The sequence below is a fragment of the Pseudomonas sp. SP16.1 genome (genome assembly GCF_052682975.1).
This window is the reverse complement of sequence record NZ_JBQYFZ010000002.1, coordinates 107,142-123,947: the sequence shown is the minus strand read 5'-3', so window position 1 is coordinate 123,947 and position 16,806 is coordinate 107,142. Positions and strand designations below refer to the sequence as shown.

18 protein-coding genes are annotated in these 16,806 nt (G+C 60.7%); 8 read left to right on the top strand and 10 right to left on the bottom strand.

What is annotated here, in order from left to right:
• Window positions 1–121 precede the first annotated feature (121 nt).
• Entirely contained in the window at window positions 122–682 is a 561-nt protein-coding gene (locus tag ACUTAF_RS25060) for a hypothetical protein (protein ID WP_445582601.1), read from the bottom strand.
• Between the two features lie 520 nt (window positions 683–1,202).
• Here ACUTAF_RS25060 and ACUTAF_RS25055 point away from each other — a divergent pair.
• The 5 genes from ACUTAF_RS25055 to ACUTAF_RS25035 all read left to right on the top strand — a co-directional run bounded on the left by ACUTAF_RS25055 (window position 1,203) and on the right by ACUTAF_RS25035 (window position 8,154).
• A complete protein-coding gene (locus tag ACUTAF_RS25055) occupies window positions 1,203–1,706 on the top strand; it encodes a hypothetical protein (protein WP_052161958.1) in 504 nt (167 codons plus the stop codon).
• Window positions 1,707–1,825: 119 nt separating this feature from the next.
• The gene (locus ACUTAF_RS25050) at window positions 1,826–5,611 is read left to right on the top strand and encodes a strawberry notch C-terminal domain-containing protein (protein ID WP_172424793.1); all 3,786 of its coding nucleotides are present in this window, start codon (window positions 1,826–1,828) and stop codon (window positions 5,609–5,611) included.
• Window positions 5,608–6,714: a PcfJ domain-containing protein gene (locus tag ACUTAF_RS25045; protein ID WP_445582600.1), complete on the top strand. Its 1,107-nt coding sequence runs from the start codon at window positions 5,608–5,610 to the stop codon at window positions 6,712–6,714. The genes ACUTAF_RS25050 and ACUTAF_RS25045 overlap by 4 nt, the downstream gene beginning before the upstream one ends.
• 64 nt (window positions 6,715–6,778) lie before the next feature.
• Window positions 6,779–7,327, top strand: coding sequence for a hypothetical protein (locus tag ACUTAF_RS25040; RefSeq protein WP_445582599.1), 549 nt, complete (start codon window positions 6,779–6,781; stop codon window positions 7,325–7,327).
• A gap of 455 nt (window positions 7,328–7,782) precedes the next feature.
• Window positions 7,783–8,154 carry a hypothetical protein gene (locus ACUTAF_RS25035; RefSeq protein ID WP_445582598.1) on the top strand — a complete coding sequence of 124 codons (372 nt, stop codon included), beginning with the start codon at window positions 7,783–7,785 and terminating at the stop codon, window positions 8,152–8,154.
• Window positions 8,155–8,167: 13 nt separating this feature from the next.
• Here ACUTAF_RS25035 and ACUTAF_RS25030 read toward each other — a convergent pair whose 3' ends face one another.
• Both ACUTAF_RS25030 and ACUTAF_RS25025 read right to left on the bottom strand, forming a co-directional pair.
• Entirely contained in the window at window positions 8,168–8,635 is a 468-nt protein-coding gene (locus tag ACUTAF_RS25030) for a lytic transglycosylase domain-containing protein (protein WP_088192368.1), read from the bottom strand.
• Window positions 8,628–9,026: a hypothetical protein gene (locus ACUTAF_RS25025; protein ID WP_445582597.1), complete on the bottom strand. Its 399-nt coding sequence runs from the start codon at window positions 9,024–9,026 to the stop codon at window positions 8,628–8,630. The genes ACUTAF_RS25030 and ACUTAF_RS25025 overlap by 8 nt, the downstream gene beginning before the upstream one ends.
• 164 nt (window positions 9,027–9,190) lie before the next feature.
• Here ACUTAF_RS25025 and ACUTAF_RS25020 point away from each other — a divergent pair, with 164 nt between their 5' ends.
• Complete coding sequence (locus ACUTAF_RS25020; RefSeq protein WP_445582596.1) at window positions 9,191–10,135, top strand: hypothetical protein; 945 nt, start codon at window positions 9,191–9,193, stop codon at window positions 10,133–10,135.
• 18 nt (window positions 10,136–10,153) lie between these two features.
• Window positions 10,154–11,122 carry a hypothetical protein gene (locus ACUTAF_RS25015; protein WP_279648938.1) on the top strand — a complete coding sequence of 323 codons (969 nt, stop codon included), beginning with the start codon at window positions 10,154–10,156 and terminating at the stop codon, window positions 11,120–11,122.
• A gap of 66 nt (window positions 11,123–11,188) precedes the next feature.
• Here ACUTAF_RS25015 and ACUTAF_RS25010 read toward each other — a convergent pair whose 3' ends face one another.
• The 7 genes from ACUTAF_RS25010 to ACUTAF_RS24980 form a co-directional block, all read right to left on the bottom strand.
• A complete protein-coding gene (locus ACUTAF_RS25010) occupies window positions 11,189–11,407 on the bottom strand; it encodes a hypothetical protein (protein WP_088192364.1) in 219 nt (72 codons plus the stop codon).
• A gap of 66 nt (window positions 11,408–11,473) precedes the next feature.
• Entirely contained in the window at window positions 11,474–12,211 is a 738-nt protein-coding gene (locus tag ACUTAF_RS25005) for a CPBP family intramembrane glutamic endopeptidase (RefSeq protein WP_445582595.1), read from the bottom strand.
• Between the two features lie 2 nt (window positions 12,212–12,213).
• Window positions 12,214–13,293, bottom strand: coding sequence for a nucleotidyltransferase family protein (locus ACUTAF_RS25000; protein ID WP_445582594.1), 1,080 nt, complete (start codon window positions 13,291–13,293; stop codon window positions 12,214–12,216).
• Window positions 13,294–13,570: 277 nt separating this feature from the next.
• A complete protein-coding gene (locus ACUTAF_RS24995; RefSeq protein WP_445582593.1) occupies window positions 13,571–13,954 on the bottom strand; it encodes a hypothetical protein in 384 nt (127 codons plus the stop codon).
• Window positions 13,955–14,057: 103 nt separating this feature from the next.
• A complete protein-coding gene (locus ACUTAF_RS24990; protein WP_445582592.1) occupies window positions 14,058–14,807 on the bottom strand; it encodes a hypothetical protein in 750 nt (249 codons plus the stop codon).
• 170 nt (window positions 14,808–14,977) lie between these two features.
• Window positions 14,978–15,550, bottom strand: a complete 573-nt coding sequence (locus ACUTAF_RS24985) for a hypothetical protein (RefSeq protein WP_279644246.1) — start codon at window positions 15,548–15,550, stop codon at window positions 14,978–14,980.
• 1 nt (window position 15,551) lies between these two features.
• Complete coding sequence (locus ACUTAF_RS24980; RefSeq protein WP_445582591.1) at window positions 15,552–15,869, bottom strand: hypothetical protein; 318 nt, start codon at window positions 15,867–15,869, stop codon at window positions 15,552–15,554.
• Window positions 15,870–15,977: 108 nt separating this feature from the next.
• Between ACUTAF_RS24980 and ACUTAF_RS24975 the strand changes: the two genes are divergently transcribed.
• On the top strand, window positions 15,978–16,802 hold the full coding sequence (locus ACUTAF_RS24975) for a ParB/RepB/Spo0J family partition protein (protein WP_445582590.1): 825 nt from the start codon (window positions 15,978–15,980) through the stop codon (window positions 16,800–16,802).
• Window positions 16,803–16,806 lie beyond the last annotated feature (4 nt).

Genomic DNA, 16,806 nt, shown 5'->3' with positions numbered 1-16,806 from the left:
CTGAAGAAGTCTATCACGTATGGAGTAGCGCAAAGGCCCGTCGGGTTTTTCTTATTGCGTTGCGCCACGATAATTCCGACTACAGTGATCGTCGGTTAGGTGGCTCGATAGCCGCCGGCGATCAGATCGAAGTTTGCCTGCAGGTGGTATAGGGAGTCGTGCAATGAAACCGATCCGGTGGCTGAACATTGAGGCCTATGGCGCCACGCTTGAGATGTGGCGTAACGCAGCGGGGAAGTTCTTTTTCGTTGCGTTGGGCGGAACTGAACAAGCCAAGAAGGCCTTGCTTGAGCTGGGAGGCAAGCAGGGCTACTTCTTTAACCGGTCGATCCTGGCTATCCACTTTCCTCCGATTGCTGATCAGGCCTCGGCGGCGGCTTGGTTGGAGAAGCTGCCGAAGGCATTCCTGGAGGATCGTGCTCGCCCGTCGGTGCTGTTGGTGAGCCCGGGCCCGGATGGCACCTTCAGCGAAGCCGCGAAGGCGGCCGCTGTCGAGCGCTACAAGAGCTGGTCCGAGCGGGCCCTGGAGCTGGAAGCCCAGGAAGCGCTTGATGTGGCGGACGAAGATTTCGATCTGCCGGGTTTCGCTGATGACGTGCCCGCGGCGGCTGCCACGGCGCTTGAGCCTGTTGCTTCTCAGCCGGCTGAAGAGGTTGTCGCCGAGGTCCCAGTCGAGCAGCAAGTCGAAGATGCCTCGCCGGCACCTGCTGAGCCCCAAGCCCTAACTGCAGCGACTCCCGCACCGGCGAAGTCGGCCGTCGAGCAGTTCGTGGACGCTATCCACGCCGGCGATGACCGTCCTGTTCTGCAGGGCGGCTACCCCACTATGCCTGACGCCGCAGAGCTTGCCAGGATCGAGGAAATGGGGGCGTCCGCCGCCATTATCATGTCTCCCTGGTTGGATGTGTTCCGCGAAGTCCTCAATCGGATGCCAGAAGACTCCCAGTCCGTCCTTTTCTTGCTCGGCGCGTCGCGCGATCGCCTCATGGCGAGTGCAAACCAATTCTTGGCAGAGAATCCGGGGTTCCCCTTGATTTCTGCTGTATGGGGAAGCTCCAAGGGCGATAGCCATCGCCTTGTTCTGTTTGTTGATGCCACTCTCCCTCCGGATCGGCACGTTGCTGTCCTCAATGAGGATCTGCCCAGCGTCGGTAGTGAGCGCGAGATGGGACTGTTCCTGAATACTCTGTGGAGAGACGTGTATGGCCAAGAAAACGAAGTTGTTCTGGTTGCTGCCGGTGTTTCAGAACCAGGAAATGCTCCTGACGTTCGGCCTGGTGCTCAACGAGACGGAGCACAACGAGTTCATGGAGCGCCCGAGTTGGGGGCGGTGGAAGGAGCTGCTGCAGCGGGATCTGGCGGCGCAGCTGGAGCGCGCACTGTCGCAGGGGCTGATGAGACCCAGCGACCTGGAGGAGTTCGCGGCGCAGAGTCTCGGGCGCAGCAGCCTGGCGTTCATGCCGGGGAGCCAGATGACGCCGGCGATGCTGGCCGAGCTCCTGCTGGCTCGCGATCTGTCACCGGAGAGCCCGGCGGCGCTGATCGAGAGTTGGCTGTACGCGGCGATGAACGGGGACTCGGCGCAGATGGCGCAGATCGTGGAGGCCGCGCTGGAGCGCTACCCGCAGGACGAGATGGACATCGAGAAGCTGACCAGCCTGTCGCCGGTGGAGCGCCTGCAGCGGCTGGAGGCGGCGATGAGCTGACCCCAGTTGAAACAGGGGATCCCGAGGATGTTGATCTGGCGGGCACCGTTCTCTCGGCGGAAGATGAAGAGCGCGTCCGGGCCGAGATTGAGGCGCGCCGCGCAGAGCGTCGCCGCGGCATGGATCTCAACTTCGAGGAGACCTCTGGCCGTGTGAATTATCTGCCGCGCAGTGCGCTGCGAGAGCAGGGCACGATGGTTCCTGCAAACATGGCCAGCGCAATCGGCTCTGCGCTTGATCGCTTGGTCCAGCGCCATGGTGACCTTGATGCATTCGTTGCTCGGCAGCTTGGCTTCGACTCGCCTGCTGATCTCGATGGCCGGTTGTACGCGGAGCAGGTAGATGCGGTTGCGCTGGCCCTGGATGCTTTCTCGCGTGACCGTAACATGGTCCTCGGTGACCTGACTGGTATCGGGAAAGGGCGTGTACTGGCGAGCGTGCTGCGCTACGCCTACCTGAACGATATGCCGACGGTCTTCATCACCAAGGATCAGACCCTGTACAACTCCATGGCGCGCGAGATGGCTGTGCTTGGAATGAGCGAGTTGGTCGACAGAAGCCGCATGCTGATCACGACCACTGGGGTTGGCATCGAGAATGATCAAGGTGAGCAGATGTTCCCCGGCCGTAGCGGAGAGGAACTCACCCAGGTCTACGAATCTGGCGCGCTTCCGGCAGGTATCCGCGTGGTATTTACCTGCCATTCCCAGCTGATGACGCCGGCTGACGCGCCGCGCGTGGAATGGCTGCGCGCAATCGCCCATGACGCCCTTGTGCTTGTTGATGAGTCTCACCTCTCTGCAGGTGTCGATAGCCTTTGCGGGCAGAACCTGCGCGCTATCCGCGATGCAGCTCGCCATACGTTGTTCAGTTCGGCTACTTCCGCCAAGGAAGGGAAGAACCTGAGCCTGTATGCCGGCACCGACCTGTCGCTGCTGGGTAGTGCCCATCACATCGAAGAGATCCTGCGCAAAGGCGGGGCCGCGGCAATGGAAGCAGTGCCGATGATGCTGGCCCAGGAGGGGCAGTACATCCGTCGCGAACATGACATGTCGCGCGCTGAGTACCGTGCACCGGAAGTGCCCCAGGAGTATGTGCCGGCCATCCGCCAGAACATGGATGCCCTGTCTGCTGCGCTCCGGGCGCTGCTTGAGCTTCAGGTTGTGGTAACGGGTTACACCCAGGACATCAACCAGAATGACTACTTCGTGCGTCAGCGCGAGGCTCAGGAGCGCCGGCGCCGCGGCCGTGAACAGATGGGGCTGAGCAGCATGCATTTCAGCTCCACGTTGCACCACTTCAGCCAGCAGGCCCTTCTGGCGGTTCATGCGGACTTCTACGCTGACCTGGCAATTCAATCTGCCCGAGAGGGCAACAAGCCCACTCTCGTCCTGCAGAGCACGATGGAGTCCATCCTCGCCGAAGTCGTCAAGGTTCTGGTCGATAACAACGTGCAGCCGGACGGGGCTGAAGTTGAGATGAGCTTCGCCAGTGTGCTCCGCCGCATGGCCAAGAAGATCACCGAGATCAACGTTGCATACGGTGGCGGCAATCATGCGTTCAACCTGCAAGAGCCCCGTGTGAACCTGCAGGGCCGCGGGCTTCCTGAGCAGATGCAGATCCTGCTTGCCGGCCGCCACCTGGAGGCCAACGTGAATGTTCGCGGTGTCCTGCAGGAGTTTGAAGCAGCCCTGGCGCGGATCCCGAACGAGATCCCGGTGTCGCCGATCGATTACATCTGCGACAAGCTGCGGGCAGCCGGCTATGAGATGGGCGAATTGACCGGCCGTCGCTGGAAAGTCAACCAGGTGCGACCGGGCGTTTATCAGGTTCAGCGCCGCCGTGACTCCTCGAAGCGTGATCGCCAGCGCGTGATGAACGCGTTCAACAGCGGCGAGACGACCGGGATCATCATCAACAAGGCGGGGGCAACCGGCATTGATCTGCATGCCGACCATCGTTTTGCTGACCAGCGCCCGCGCGACATGATTGTCCTGCAGGCCGATGACGACATCTATGTCTTCCAGCAATCGTTGGGACGCGTTTTCCGGGCAAACATGGTTGTGCCGCCGCGCTACACCCTGCCGGGCTCTGCTGTGCCTGTTGCCGTGCGCTCGATGGCAATCATGCGTCGCCGGTTGAGCAACATGATGTCGCTGACCCGCGGCTCGCGTGATGCTGAGGTCGGTGGTGGTATGCCGGACCTCTTTAACTGGGTGGGCTGCGAAGCGGCCATGAGCTATCTGCAGGACAACCAGGGCGTGGCCGATGTGATCGGCATCAACCTCGGGGTTGAGGCCGCGAAGCTGCAGGATCAAGGCGGCGATACCGGTTTGGCTGCCCGTGTCACCGCGATGGGTTTGCTGCTGCCCTGCGATGTTCAAGACGCGATGATGGACGGTCTGATTCGGGCGTACGAGAGCAAGCTGGAGGATCTTGAGCGCCGCGGGATCAACCCGTTCCGCAGCCGCCACCTGGATATCAAGGCGCGCGTGGTGAACGAAGTCGTTCTTCACCCGGCTACCGGCGATTCTGTGTTCGAGGGGGCTGTCTACCTGAAAGAGTTGGCCTACAACGAAGAACTGCCGCCGCTCACGCCTGAGACCGTGAACACCATGATCGTAGCTGGCCGAGAGGCCTTGAGCATGGAGCACGGAGCTACTCGGAACTGGTCTCGCTTCCCGCTGGCCGAGGTCATGCCGGAGGTGACCCAGCGCATGGAAACGCGCATGAACAACCTGCGCGATCTGTTCGCCGATCGTGGGGCCGGCGAGACCATTGAGGATCTTGCGAACGCTCGCCACGAATCATTCGCCAGCCGCGCAGCCCGTGACTACATGGGACTTCGTTCGCTAGCTGGACGCATCAAGCTGGGTGCACACCTGAGCTTGCGGCTTGATTCGGATGCGGCGATCGATTTCCACGTCGTTGGGATTGAGCCTCCTACCTGGGCGCAAGACCTGCACAGCCCGTATGAATGGCGTCTGATGTTGATCAGCAAGGACCAGAACATGCGTCAGGCGCGAGTTCCCCTGAGTCTGCTGCTCAACGAGGCTCGCGAGCTGCAGAGAACGGCATTCCTGGCTGAGCCCGACGCCGACCCGCAAGAGTTCGTTGTAGGCTGGGAATCTCTGGCCGCTGCAATCAGCGATCCTGCTCGTGATCTCATTGACGACCAGGGACAGATCCAGCCTGAGGCACTGGCTGAGTACGAGAACCTGCCACGCGGCAGCATTGAGATGCGACGCCATGTTCTCTCTGGGAACCTGCTGAAAGCCATCATGATGGCCGGGGAGTTGCACAAGGGGCTGCCGGCCACCTACACGCTGGCCAACGGTGCGCGTGAGTTTGGCGTGGTGATGCCGTCGAACTTCGACGAGATCAAGTTGCTGCGGATGCCGTTGACCATGACCGCCACCGATGATGTTCAGGACTACCTGGCTCACCGGCTGCAGTCCCATGTACGCGTCAGCGTCTACATGAACCTCAAAGACGTGAATCTGCCGGGTGTCCCGAGCAAGGATGCCGAACAGGCTCGGACCGATCTGAACAGCAACTACTACCTGGAGGCAACTCGCGGGAGAGGGGGCGCCGAGGTGAAGATCGTGGTTCCGCGCGCCAAAGGGCGCTCCGGCTGGCTGGTAGCGGATGAGGGTGTTCGCGAGCTGACCCAAGGGCGTGAATGGGTTCGGGTTTCCAATGACCTCGCGATGACCTTCACGATGCGCGACGGCCAGTTCCCGGCAGAGCTTCGGGCTGTCGTTGACCGCCTACTGGAAGTGGGCGTGACATTCCGCACCCCGAGCACCGATAGCCGGGCCCGCGAGTGGGTATTGGAGCGCGCTGCAGCCCAGGAGCAGGCGCGGCGCATCGACAACCAGTTTGATGGGAGGGCTCTGGCATGAAGGGCCAAGCCATTTTCAAGCTGATGAGCCAATCCCCGCGGCTGCCTAAGCCGTGGGAGGCTTCCTACCAGGAGGCTCAGGACTTCATTGCTTGGGCCGATGCGATCCCGGACAGCACCTCGCGCGCATTGCTGCCGATGGTATGGGCGGTGAAAGACAAGCTGGCCTACCAGGATGGTGGTGGCCTGAACGGCTACCTGAAAGAGCGCGGCATGTCCAAGAAGGGTTGGAAAGCGCTCAACAGCCTTTCGGTTGAGCAGACCGCCGACGCGTTCTCCTATTTCCGCGCCCGGGGCGAGCAGGCCTGGCCACTTCGTCTGGTGCTTCCTGCAGAGACCGCCCGGGATGCTGCTGTGGACGTTTCCGCGGCACTGCTGATCGTGCTGGCGGATGCCGAAATCTCTTTGGAAGGCATTCATGCGCCCTACGACGAGGATTGGAAGCTGATGATCCGCGCACTGGCGGCCGAGGTCGCTGGAAAGGCGCTGGCGTGCTGCCCTGCTGTGGCGGCTGACGCGATCCTGGTTCGTGATTACCTCACCGGTGGTGATGCCGACATCTCTCCTTCGACCAGCTGGTCGGAGATGGTCGACCTCGCTCGTGAGTGGTTGGTTGAACTGCAGCACGAAGAGGCCGGCTACGTCCCGGAACCGGCTGCGCAGGCCCCGGTCAGTCGGGCAGTTCCAACACCTGGTGGAGAAGATCGATTGCTGGATGCGCAGACCGGTGTGGCGGTAGTCCGCCTGCTGCAGTTCTCCGAGTTCCGGCAGGAGTCGGACCTGATGAACCACTGCATCGGCCGCAGCAACCATTATTTCAACAAGCACATGGAGGGCACCGGAGCCTTCTACAGCTTCCGTGAGCCTGGTGTTGAGCGTCCCCTGGCGACTCTGGAGCTGTCCGTTTCGGACGGGGAATGGCGGATCTGCCAATGCCGCGGTCCGTTCAATGGTGATCCGGGCCCTGAGTGCCACGATCTGGCGAACAGGTTGCTCGAAGCACATCAGCTGGGCGGAGAAATGCGCAAGGCCAGTTACGAGGTTGTTGCGCAGGCTGTCGGACAGCACCTGGAGTTGGAGCAGACCTCTACCCGTTATTTCTGATGGGCTCGCTGCTGCTCTCCGGCGGCGAACCATCGAAAAATTTCGAAGTCTCGCAGGAGTGAAGATGCGCAAAAGCCTCCCCAAAGACGGTGCCCCGGCGGCCGAATTTATTGAACGGGTGCTGCAGTGTGCTGCAGCTGCTGGTATTGAGCGGGGCGCTTTCGATGACTGGATCGAGGAGCGAAACCTGCCCCACCTCGTCGGTGGTGAGTTGCGCGACCAAATGTCGGCTCTGTTGCAGGCTGGGGTGTCTGAGTACGAGGTCGCCGACCATCTTTGGCCAGGCCGGCCGTTGGAGGTCGTAGAGGGCCGGTTGCTGGATTTTGATGAGCAGTGGGAGGCGGCCGGCTTCGAGGTGACCAGCACCGGGGGAGGGTGCTGGGCCGCGCGGAAGGAGGATGACCGTTATTCGTGGCTGATCAGTCTCACAGACCAGCATGAAAGCAGAAATCCGAACCCCGCCCGAAAGCTGTATGTCTCGGTATATGGGGCCGATTCGGGAGAGTACCTTGGCTTGCAGGCGACAGCTGAGAATCTCACTGCCGCCCTCGCGCAGATTCACGCATGGCAGGAAAGCTTGCTGATTCAGCCGGCAGAACCAACTCAACCCTGAGGCTTAGTCCTTAGGTGTTTAGTCTTGACCAAATAGGCACATGTGCCTATTGTGTGGCGTAAACACCTCTGGAGCAGCACAAGTGCGCGAGCGAGATCCCCTCAAGCATCACTATCGGCTCAAGCGGCCATGCTCGAACTGTCCCTTCTTGAAAGAGGGGGCCATTGAGCTCGCTCCCGGCCGGCTGGATGGAATCATCGAGCAGCTGACCTCCGATGATCACTCAACGTTCCCGTGCCATAAGACGGTTCACTGTGCGCGGGGCGGCGAGTGGAACGAGGAGGGCGAATACTCTCCGTCTGGCCACGAGTCGATGTGTGCCGGCGCTGCCGCCTATCTGATGAAACACAGGCGTCCGACCGTTGGGATGAGACTCGCGTTTGTGAGCGGAGCTGCAAGTCCCAGTGACTGGGACGATGTTCATTCCTTGGTGACTGACTGAAATGGGGGCTGGCGTGAAGAGTGCTCAGAAGGCGGCCATTGCCGCTGCTAACGCAATCCTCGCACAGGCGGGCCTGCCACTGTACAAGGTGAAACCGAGCCTTGTTGTCGAGGCTCCTGGTCTTGTAGCGCCAATCGATCTGGCACGCTTGGTGAAGGTTTCGCCATCGCCATTCCTTACCCAGTGGGAGGTGGCTGGAGGCGGGCGCAAATGGAACGGCCGTATCGGCCGCCATGTAGCAGTGCTGGAGGTCACAAATGCTCGCAGCTATGGAATCTTGCTGCAGTTTGCCGATGGAGATATTCAAGCCTTCCATCCGCACGATCTTTTCCCGTGGCGTGGGGAGCCTGTGCAATTCGAGGAAGGTGCGGCGGCGGTTGTGTAGCCGCTGAGTGCGCTCAGGGCTTCGGTGCCATCGCCAGCCACCGCTGGAAACCGGGGCCGTACTTCAGGCTTTTCTCCTGAACCAGGCCCGCATAGCTGTACATGCGCCGCACATGAGTGTCTGTCCGCGGGTTCTCGCCGGCGTGATAGCAGCCGATCGCCATCCAGGCGTTGTTGTTGAACTTGTTCAGGCACCTGCGCATTATCCAGCCGCTCACCCACAGGTTCTTGCAGCCATCCCATTGAAGGTCTTTTGCCGTCACTCCGTACGGCGCCAATGTCGCCAGCCAGATGCTGTTGACTTGGCCTGGGCCGTAGTCGACTGAGCCATTGCTATTCCTGCTGGCTGTCCCTACGCGACCATTCTCTTGACCAAGGATCCCGACGATGAGCGTCGCCGGGATCTGGTAGCGCTGAATGGTGGCCACCACGCATTGCTGCGGGATCTCGCCGGCAGCGATTGCCGGGGGTAAATCAAACATTGGAGCTGGTGACCACGGCAGGCAAGGCGAATAACGGGATGCTGCTGCGCACCGCGGCCACTGCTTCCTCCAGGCTCTGGTAGGGGTAGGCCTCCTCGGAGAACAGTTGGCAGAAGCTCGCGGCGACTTCCCAGGTGGGCATCTCGACAACCAGTCCACGGCGAAGGTCCACGGTAGCGTAGCCGTTGTCAGTGGGCTCGTGGATCAGGAAGCGCTCGCCCCATCCCCAGCCGCCGGTCCCCGTTGCCAGGAGAAGGGTGCCGGCAGGCAGCTTTAGAAAGTCTCCCCACATATCCAATTCGGAAGGGCGGATAGCCGTGAAGGTGAACCCAAGGGAGCCGAGCTTGATCTCGACGGCGTTGTCCTCTGGGCGTAGTTCAGGGATAGGCATCGATGCGACCGCTTTAATAGAGTGATTGCGCCAATATAGCGTAGCGCGGCGTCGCGATCAAAGCGTCGAGGAAGTTTGACGGCACGGCCCGCCGAATGGATACTTTGAGCCAGAAATAGGCGTTTTATGCCATCGAGTATTCAAAAGGATATAGGAGCATCGCCATGCGCGTGACGCGAGAGGAACTGGATCAGGCGTTGAATCAGGTGCGGGCGGTGTTCACGCCGGAAGCTGTTGACCGCCTGCGGGAAAACGATCTGTTTCCGGAGGCGCTGCATGAATTGCAGGCGCAGGCGGGTAACGATATGCGCGTGCTCGCGATCTTCCACCAGGTGGTTGCAGGCGCAGTCGCAGTCGTGAACATGGCTATCCGCAAGGACCGCGAAGCGGGTCTGGTCACGTCCTTCGTTTCCCAAGCGAACTTGATCCGCGCGGGCCATGTGCGCGGGAACCTCCACAACCAGGAAGCGCTGCGGGACCTTTTCCCCGCGCTGGATGAACAGTATGGGCCAGCGGATGCCGAGGCGTTGCGTGCGGGTATTGCAATGCATCTGGCGAGCCGCTTCTTCCGGCCGGAAGGCGAGGAAAGCCCCCTGCATGAGCAATTGCTGCGCACCGCAGTCTTGCGCGCTGCCGAGGTCGAAGGTGAACTCATTCAGGCCTTCCAGGCGCCCGCGGTTGCGCGTGAGGAGGTAGGTGTCGACGAGATGCTGATCGCGGTGAATGCTTTGCAGGAGGTCACGGACGGCGCTCAACTCCCTCTGCCGCGGGGGCTCATGATGATCGCCCAGGGCGCCTGCGAGTTTAATGTAGGCCTGACGCCCATCTATCAGGTGATTCAAGACCTGTATCCGGAGATCGATGCGGCCGGCCTGAATGCGATCACCGAGCGCACGTTGGCCTATCTGCACCAGTTCAACGGCCAAGTGGTGAACCAGGTGTTTCAGGAGATCGGCAACGACTGGCTGCAGCAGAATGCGCTGGAGTACCTGAACGCCCGTGACGGTCACGAGCTCGATTATGATGGGGGCGATGATCTCGATCACGATGAGCCGGATTACCAAGAGCCGGCGGCGATCGCTCAAGAACTCTATGACTTCAAGATGTAAGGCCAAAGGATCGAATCGATGAGAGCCACTATCAAACCAGGAGCCAACCTGGATCAGGTCTCGATGGTCAAGCAGATCTGGATGGAGTCCGGCCAGCGGCTTCAAGATGCGCTGGCTGAGGCGCTGAAGCACAAGGGTGAAGTCGTCGACTTCCAACTCACCCCGTCTGCAGGCTACGCAGCAGTGAAAACGCCCGAAGGGCGGGTCGAGGCTTTCGTCGTCCCGTATTCGGTGGACTTCCGCCAGCCCGCGCCGCGGGCCGTGCGCTTCGGGATCCAGAGCGAGCGCGACAACCCGCGCCAGGCGGCGGCGCCGCAGTCGTTCGTAGAACGGCTGTCGCCGGCTGTCGCCGACGGCGATGCTACCTGGCGTCAGCGCTGCTGGGCCGGCATGGTTGATCGTCATGTGGCCCTGAGCGTGTTGCGCCCGGGCGATGTAGTCATGCTTGCGAAGGAGATCGAAAGCAACCATGGCCCGCTCCGCCCGGACTACTACGCCGTGCGCGCCTCTGATCGTGGTTTCACGGTCCTGGAGTCCCTTCGCACAGGCAAGTCGTCCTTGGTGCACAACGTTGCGTCCGACGTGGTGAACGTCAACCTCGATCCGGATCCGATGATGCGCCTGACTCAGCATCCCGCGGTGGTCCGCTTCGGCATGCAGCGCGTTGCACGCAATGACGAGCAGGAGCATTACGTGCTCCTGGGGCGATCGGCTTCTGGTGCTCTGGTTCCCCTGGCAAAGGCCACGGGGACTGAAGACCGCGACTTCATGCTGCAGCGCATCTGGGAGGTCTCTCAGCTGCGCCAGGAGACCCTGCGTAACCTCAGCGGTTCGCCGGTGTACGCCTACATGGCTGATCGTGGCCTGACTGATGCAGTCGTTGAGCAGGGGCGTGGCGAAGAACCTGTTCTGCTCCAGGATCTGCAGATCGAGGTCACGCCGCTCAATCCGGAGCTGGAGGTTGTCTACGATGGCCCGCAGGTCTGACGGCTGACGATCAACAACGAAAAAGCCCAGGCAATGCCTGGGCTTTTTGTTTGCCGGCCGGGCTGGCTATTCAACCTTGCCGAGAGTCCGCAATCGACTCTCCAGCGCCTGCACAGCCCATTCTGGGCAGGGCCTGGCGCTTCGCAGCTCAGCCTCGGCGAGCCATGCCCGAACGCTGCGAACGCTACACGGGCGCTTGGTCTCCTCGGCGATCATCTTGGCGGCTTCCGCTTGAGTGATATTCGTCTTCTCGATCAGCGATCGGAAACTGGCTTGGTTGTTCATGGCCTACCTTTGCGTATATGCACATGTGCCTATTGTACGGCGCCTCAGCTACTGGGTCGACCACGGCTATCCGCCTAAGGCTGCCCAGACATAGTTCAGTGTCAGTCCAGTGGCCACAGCGAAGCAGTGGAGCATGACAGGGAGTAGGAGGCCCCCGCTTACCAGGCGGGCTACTGCGAAGATAACCCCCAGGGCGAACATGAGGGCATGCGTCGTCCAGTAGTTGTAAACGGCGAGGTGGGCATGCATGAAAAATCCAGCCGAGATGACAACGGCTATCACCGCGACAATGCGATTTCGATTGTAGGGGAAGGTTCCAAGAACGAAGTGCCGAAAAGCGATCTCCTCTACGATTGGCGGAAGGATCAGTACCGTGACAATGAAAATCTGGAACTGAAATTCGGTCTTTCCAAATCCGAGAAGGACCATCCCCATCTCGCGTCCAAGGCCTGTGAGCTCTGCCATACCGACGCTGGCCAGATAGGCTGAAAGAACCGCTGCCAAGCCGCCGCACGCTTGTGTGCGGGTGAACCGCCCGAGCAGACCGACACTTGGTACGAGAGCCCTGTGAAGGAGTAGCATGCCGATCAGGAAAACTGCTGGCACCAGGTATGCGACGGGGACATCGTAGGCCAGGAAGGTGGCGGGCGAGACGGAGCCTTTCATCACCCCAACCAGGCAGCGATAGAGGTAGTACACCGCCGGCCCGATGATCAGGCCGGGGAGTAACGTAGTAGCAAAGGGGGCTGAAAGGCCGAGTCGTTTGCGGAATTGGTGATTAGAGAAACTGTTCGTTCTGGCCATTGTCATGGGCTCGGTTGGACGGAGATATCCGCATGGAGGTCGCCCTCCACAAGGCCTTGGAAGCGCTGATACGAGGCCTGAGCCTCGATTCTCAACTGCTCATCGCTCTGACAGTGCAGCCAGCCCTCAAAGTCGCCGTGCTCGCGCTTGAAGTGAGCGATGAATTTCCCCAACTCTTTCCCTTGTAGGCCGGTCCACTCAGAAACCAATTCACCGTTGAAGCGTGCCCGTAGGGCTTTTGCCCTGCTGAGTCGTTGGAGGCTGGATCGATGCGCAGCGGCCAATTCAGGAAAAGCTGCAAAGATCTCCGGGAGATAGCGCGTCTTGTCCGCATGCCATTCTTGCCCCGGCAGGGTTGGATGGGCCTCTAGCCAGCGGAGAAACCCCATGTACACGGGTCTTTTCTTGTCTCTAACCCTGGCGGCATGGTTGCGATGCTCCAGTGGATAAAGAGAGGGATCGAAGCGTTCGCCGGCTGCGATGAAGCGGTATATGTCGTCTAGGGTATCGAAGCCCGACTTCCATCTCTCTGCGTTAAACCCAAGGAAGCGTAGCGCTGCGCTGAAATCTCGGGTGACCAGGATCTCATCGAAGAGGTTCGTTCCATCACGCATCGGTAGCCAAAGTCCGTCATGACCGAACTTCAGCCCCATCTTGTGCGCTACGCGGCCGATCAGGTTGCCCGCATCGTTCCAGCTGAAGTATTGAAGGCCGAAATCAAACTCCTCCGCGGGTGTGCTGATCAAGTCCAGCTGCAGGCAGCGGCCGGGCTCCATCAAGGGCAGGCCAATGCTAAGTACGGGGCCGTTCTTTACCCAGTGCAGAGGCTGTCCGTAGTGGTTGCTGAGCTCATTGACGAATTCAGCAGGAGACAACTGCTTGAATATGTTGCTGTCGACCAGTACATCCAGGTCGCCAAAGTCTTCCTTCTGCCGATAGGCCATGATGGGGGCTATTCTTGCTCCAATATCAAATCGAGCAGTGGTCGCGGCAAATCGCGCCCGGAACTCGCTCAGCATCTGCTGGGCAACGACTTTGGAGCAACGTGCGGCCCCGACTGAGGAAAGTGCATTCCCGCCCATCTACAACTCCTGCGTTTGCGATTTCTGATGAGGCCCGCTGGCGGGTAGCTCTTCGGTTGCAGCCTCTGGCCAGCGCTCGCGGCAACCTGGTCGCCGACAACGCAGGGACTCCGGGATGGCCTCTGCAGGTTCGGCATCGCACATCATTGCGACAAGGCCGCATGCCGCTTGCCCATCATCCCGCAGAATATGGCCTCGCTTTGGCGTGCGGGTATCAGGATGGCTGAGCCAGCTTGCATCACGGTAGGCGGCTTGTGCCTGGCTCGTGGGTGTGGACTTATTCATGGGCGTCTTCTTCTTGTGCCTCGCGATAGGCGATGCATTGGTCGTTGTAATCCAGTGGAGAGCCGCAGTCCTGGCAGTAACCAGCCCAGCATTTCCGGCATCGCCAACTGCCCCAGTTGCCTAAGCCGTTGGTGGGAGGCTCCAGCTCTTCGCCGCAGGTGCAGTGGGTGCGTAGGCGGCGTGCCAATGCGGCGCGCTCAGTGGCCAGGCGATCGCTAAAGCCGGCAACCTTCTCCTCGTGCCAATCTGTTGGAGCTTCGCTAGTGAGGCTGCCTCGTTTGCGGATGTGCACATCTGCAAAGGCCCAGCCTGCTGCGTAGCGATCCGATCGCCCATCTGGGATCGGCAGGGACAGCATGTCTGCGGAAGTGGCCATGGCGATCATTCCTGCGCCTGTTGCGTGAAGGTTGTGCCGTGCACGATAGGCACAAGTGCCTATTGCGTCAAGGGATCAATGTGGCGAGGCGAAGCCGGGCCGATCAGCGAATGGCGCCGTGGATCGCCAGTCGGTCAACCATCTTGATGAGTTCAAGAGGCTCGGCGATGTCGTCGCGATGGAGGTCTGTCAGCACGATCTCTGCTTTGCGCAGCGCGTCGCGCAGGGGGGAGAGCTTGGCGCGCAGGCTCGCCTCTTCGAGCCCTGGTGGGAGGAAGCTTTCGCATAGCCACTCAACAGCCGATTGGGCATCGTGGAATAGAACCTCAATAGGTGCCGATCCTGGAGCCGTCCACACCCATCGGAAGGAGGCGAGGCCGGCCGCTTGAATTAGTTCCTGGGTCTGGTGGGAGCTGTCCAGCTTCGTCTGGATGTCGATCAGCAGCCTGGCGATTACCTGCTGAGGCATCGCGGCTTTCTTCAGGCGTTGAAACAGACCGGGGAGGTTACCGTTCGAGGCAGCGGCCAGGGTCGACATCTCGCCGAACAGGGCGGCGTAGTTGCTCCAACTGCCAAGCTCTGGTGCGTCCTTCGGGGCGTGTTCGAGTGCCTGGTCAAGGATCGTGTATCCCTTTGAGGACACTCCTCGTGCAATGACAGTGAGGGCAAGGGCCCATAGTGCCTCGGGCCCGCTACGGGAAAGCATCTTCTGGCTGAGAAGGGTGGCGTCTTGATCGCGGGACAGGTCGGAGATGAACTCCCGCTCAGCAACCTCTCGCGCTTTCTGGCCGAGCATGCGTAGAGCGTTACGAGCCACCCAGGCTGGTTCGCTGATCATGGTCCAGGTGCGCATGTCGTGCGTCGTCGGGCTCAGTGGGCAGGCTGCCCACTGTTCGTCGGAGAAGTAGCGACCCATCATCGGGAGGTGCGGCAAAGCTGCCCTCGCGCGGTCGTCAAAGCGCGCGTGGGGCACGACCAAGTAGTTCTGGCTCCAATGAGGAGAGTAGGACGCCCCCGCGGACATCAGCGGGGGGCCATATCATTGGGTGCCAGGTTCTCCTGGGCCCGATCGAGATAGGTCGCGGCGCTTTTCAGGAGTTCGCTGATCGCCTGCACTAACTGGGGCAGCAGCTTGGACCCGAGCGCTTCGCCAGCACTGAGCATGCTTGGCAGGTCGAGTTTGCTCATTGTCGAGAGGAACTGCCCTGCATTCTGGTTGCTACCGAACGCGTCTGCGGCCTTCTTGGTCAGGTCGACCGCCTGCAGGGCTGCGCCGAGACCGGGAATCGCCATGCCAGCAATCTTCGGCCCGATTTCGGTAAGGGCTTTGCCCGCGACATCGCTGATGATGTCGGCCTTGCCCAGCAGCTGGCCGAGCGCGCCGGGGGTGCTTCCCAGAACCTTGCCGATGGTGCCGGTTCCAGGGATGAAATTCTCGCCTTTGGTAAGCGCCTCACCAAGCAGCGGCATAGCTCGCTTGGCCAATGCGCTTTCTGCCAAACCGAAAGCTTCTTTTGCGGCGATGTGTCGGATGGCCTGTGGGCCCAGGACGCGAATTGCTTGCCCAGCCAGGAGCGGGATGAGAGGGAGCGGCATGTCAGTAAGCCCTCGAAACTCGTTGCATCTGGTAACCGCTAGCGCTTTGCTGCGAAGCAGCATTGCGGTTTGGGCATACAGGCATGCCACCGCTGGCGGTCGGCTGGGTCTTGTAGGTGCGCGTTACCTGGGCATCGGGGTTGAAGCCGGGCGTGCTGTAGGTGGTATTCATCGGCGGCAGCGCGTTGCTGTTCGTGGTCGCTACCGTCGTATTGGCTGTCGGAGCCACCGCATCGAACAGGCCAGAAACGTTCCAGCTGCTCGCCAGCGCCGGCTGTGCCAGCGCCGTTACGGCGATGATCAGAAGGAGCTTATTCATGGTATCTCCAGTTAGCGTGTGTTTTGTTACCGAGATTATAATGGTAAAGTCGATCCAAGTTCTAATTGAGGTTGAAGGATGACTTCAAGTCAAGCAGAAGAGGCATCCATGGCCGCCGAGGAATCGGCGTTTGGCTTGAAGATTCTGAGCCCTGAGCAGTTGGTGCCCGGGCGTTATCAGCCTCGATCCAATTTTGATCAGAAAAGCCTTCTGGAGCTCGGCCAGAGCTTTCTGGAGAACGGCATCGGGATCATCGAGCCGATCGTCGTGCGGCCGAAGCCCGGTGCCGGAGATCTGTACGAGATCGTTGCCGGCGAACGCCGGTGGCGATCGGCGCAGATGGTCTCAATGGATCGCGTCCCCTGCCTGGTCCGCAACTACACGGATCTGCAAGCCCTGCAGGCTGCGCTTGTGGAGAACGACCAGCGTAAGGACTTGAACAGCGTTGAACGCGCCAAGGCCTATCAGATGGCCATTGAGGAGTTCGAGCTCACCCATGAAGCCCTCGGACAGATGCTCGGTGCAAGTCGCGAGGTCATCACCAACCACCTGCGCCTGTTTACCCTGCCCCTCGCTGTGCAGGAGCTCCTTGGAGACGGGCGTTTAACCGAGTCCAAGGTGCGCTGTCTCTATGGGCTCCCTGCAGCAGACGCAGTGCGCATTGCGCGCCAAGCCGCGGAAGAGGGGCTTGGCTATCGCCAGATCGAGGCGCTGGCTAAGGCTGCCAAGCGCCCAGAGCGCGTGACAGCCGCGCCCGAGCGTGAGGATCCCGATGAGCGCCGGTGGCTGCAGGCGGTCAGCGAAAAGCTGGGCCATGAGGCGCTGCTCGAAAAAGCGAAGAAGGGCCAGAAGGGCGGGTATCTGAAGATCCGCTACTTGTCGATGGACGATCTCAGCTCAATCACCAAGAAGCTTCTCCGCGGAAGGGAGTAGGAGG